Raw genomic sequence first — 381 nt, 5'->3', positions numbered from 1 at the left:
TCGCCAGCGTCAGAGGTGTATAAGAGACAGGGTTGCGATGGAAGGTCGCCCCGGCATCGTCGATGACCTCTAAATCCCCACCGGCCTCGGCGACAGCGGCGGCCAGCGCCGCCAGGGGCACCCGGGTGTCCTCCGCCCCGACAATCACCAGCAGCGGACACGACAGTCGCACGAGCGACAGCGGGTCCACATCCGGCGCCACCAGACACAGTCCGCCCACCGCCGGGTGCCGCTCCTGGAGCGCCAGCGCCACCCGGGCCCCGCCGTGCAGCGACGCCACCGCGAGCGCGGACGTGCCCGCGTTCTCCAGCGCCACCCGCATCGCGGCCTCCGCGTCCTCCACCAGCGCCCCGCCGGTGCCCCGCACGCCCTGGCTGGCCC

The 381-nt window shown here is 74.0% G+C and carries 1 protein-coding gene; it reads right to left on the bottom strand.

The window, feature by feature from the left end:
• On the bottom strand, nucleotides 1-381 hold a 381-nt coding region (locus D7W79_RS46705; RefSeq protein ID WP_500681263.1), incomplete at both ends, for an alpha/beta hydrolase.

This window comes from Corallococcus exercitus (genome assembly GCF_003611585.1).
GTDB classification, from domain to species: Bacteria; Myxococcota; Myxococcia; order Myxococcales; family Myxococcaceae; genus Corallococcus; species Corallococcus exercitus.
Note: the sequence above shows the minus strand (reverse complement) of the source record. Positions and strands in the feature narration are given on the sequence as shown.